General features: G+C 41.1%; 4 protein-coding genes. All 4 read right to left on the bottom strand.

From position 1 onward, the window contains the following. Positions 1 to 35: 35 nt before the first annotated feature. Positions 36 to 242 carry a VRR-NUC domain-containing protein gene (locus tag V757_RS18295; protein ID WP_023949878.1) on the bottom strand — a complete coding sequence of 69 codons (207 nt, stop codon included), beginning with the start codon at positions 240 to 242 and terminating at the stop codon, positions 36 to 38. A gap of 211 nt (positions 243 to 453) precedes the next feature. After that, a complete protein-coding gene (locus V757_RS18285) occupies positions 454 to 1,029 on the bottom strand; it encodes a hypothetical protein (RefSeq protein WP_245586957.1) in 576 nt (191 codons plus the stop codon). Between the two features lie 79 nt (positions 1,030 to 1,108). Further along, complete coding sequence (locus V757_RS18280) at positions 1,109 to 1,663, bottom strand: hypothetical protein (RefSeq protein WP_023949872.1); 555 nt, start codon at positions 1,661 to 1,663, stop codon at positions 1,109 to 1,111. A 26-nt stretch (positions 1,664 to 1,689) separates the two neighbouring features. Then, positions 1,690 to 2,039 (bottom strand): hypothetical protein (locus V757_RS28615; protein WP_162146561.1); only part of this gene is annotated, 350 nt, incomplete at its 5' end.

Here is a 2,039-nt window from a genome sequence, read left to right as displayed (position 1 = left end):
ATACCACCGCCAGCTTTGAGTACTCTTATCCTAACTCAAGGCGTTGTCAGGATTGTTGTCTTATTTTTTGGCGTGCCTTTACATTCTATACCGAAAAAGTGACCATCTTTACATACAACAAAATCAGGCACACCACTGCGACCATAGCCATGTGTTGCTGGCATAAACCAATATGCACCGATTTCGTTAAAAAACGCTTTGAGGTCACGTTTCACACGGGCTTCATCTGTCATCTTTGCCATAATTAACTCCTTAACATGAAACCTAGCCAAGCGACAAAATTGGTAATAAGCATTGCGAAGAGCAAACTCCATACCACTACGCATCTAAAGATACGTTCAATTTCATCAGTGTTGAGTTTTCGCTTTTCATGAGTGAGATATATATTGTAAAGAAAGTCATGTCGCAGCATATACATAATAATCAGTACACATACCCACTGAAGCAATTCCATCATTTGTTCCTCCCATTATGTGGGCAACTAAAAACATCACACCATTGACGACACAAGCCGCCAGGTTTAGGTTTAAACTCACCACGCTCAATTACCGCTTCATAAAACTTAATCTCTTTCTCTAATCCTTCGTAGGTTACGGTTTCGCGTGATGTCTTGAACGAAAATAATTTGTTGATATGTGGAAAAAACAGTGCAGCATTAACTGTCTGTATAGTTGGGTAATTAGCATACAGACATTTGGTAAGTATAGAAAGCTGTAGCGTATCCTCCTTATACTTACCAGTTTTTAAATCACCAATAAAGGCATGCGAACCTTTTATGGTAATGACGTCCGCAATGCCGCCTATATACCTATCTTTCCACTCGCAAGGATTCCCTTGCTTATCAATAGCCAATTTAGTTTCTGACGACACTTTACCTGGGAAGTTTTTAAACTTATCGACATATGGTTGTAAATAAGAAAACTCCGCAGGCAGTGCCGCATCTTGTACTAAGCTGTCCTCCATTGCCTTATGCAGTCTTGTTCCGTGTATTGTCGCTGGGGTATCCTTGAACTGGACTTCCTTTGTCAAATATTTAGCTTCAAACTGCCTAGGGCAAGTTATCATAGTCGATAACGTAGTAGGGGATATAGGTATAAATTTAGTCATATCAATCCACAATAGAAAACATTCCGTCCTCTCGTCGTTTTGCGATATCTTTTTGTTTATCACGAACTGGCTTGAGGGTTTCCAATAAATCGTTTAATACGGCTGCTTGTGTTGGTAAATGTTTTTTGACTTCCGTCATAGTCACCTCAGCGCCTTCGGGAACATCTTTAAATGTTAAGTACTTTTCCCATCCATAATATACAGGATAGTAGGTTGGTGTAACATGCGTCACAATCTTAGGTAACATAACATTGGCCATGCGTAAGGCTCTTGCTGATGGGTGTCCTTTGATCTTATGAATGGTGATTGAGTCGTCAATCTCAGGCAAGAACTGCCCTTCATCAACGATGCCTGCTGGTGTCAGCATCCATTTACGTCGCAGTTTATAGTCAGCCATAAACGCACCACCCATTAGCCTATTCACTATTTCGGCTAGCGTATTACGTTCAGCTACTAACTTCCTCATTGATTCCTCAAGGTTATTCGTGTTTGCCAATAACTGAGTAATGGTGGCTCTTAATTTTTCTGGTGTTGCATCTGTTATATCAATAAGCATGATAAGTCCTTTTAGTGGTTATTTCTCTATATAGCATACTGTTTGATTAGAGCCAATGTCTCTTCTAAGTCTAGCTTAGTAAAATAGTGGGCCATTGATACAGTAGCGATAGCCGTTAGTTGCTCGTCAAAAAGCTCGCCTTCTTCGACACCGATAATGGTATCTACATCAACGTAGGCTCTAACTAACCCATCATTGTGTGGGGCAATGGCGAAGCATGGCATAAAGGAGCCTGTATCTACAGGTATGTCCTCCTTATCCTTAGGGGTATCGTCAGAGGTATCGTCAGGTTCCCCTACTAGGGAGGATAAGCGGTCATCAAGGGTTTTGACGACTGGCATAATTGCATCTACTTCAGACACCGCTTCAGCTCWGA

Origin of the sequence: Pelistega indica (assembly GCF_000506865.1) — a bacterium.
Lineage (GTDB): Bacteria > Pseudomonadota > Gammaproteobacteria > Burkholderiales > Burkholderiaceae_B > Taylorella > Taylorella indica.
The sequence above is the reverse complement of the archived record's forward strand: the minus strand, read 5'-3'. Positions and strand labels throughout refer to the sequence as shown.

Excerpts from the sequence above, each read along its gene's own strand:
- V757_RS18280 (WP_023949872.1), bottom strand. The coding sequence starts at position 1,663 with ATGCTTATTGATATAACAGATGCAACACCAGAAAAATTAAGAGCCACC.
- V757_RS18295 (WP_023949878.1), bottom strand. The coding sequence starts at position 242 with ATGGCAAAGATGACAGATGAAGCCCGTGTGAAACGTGACCTCAAAGCG.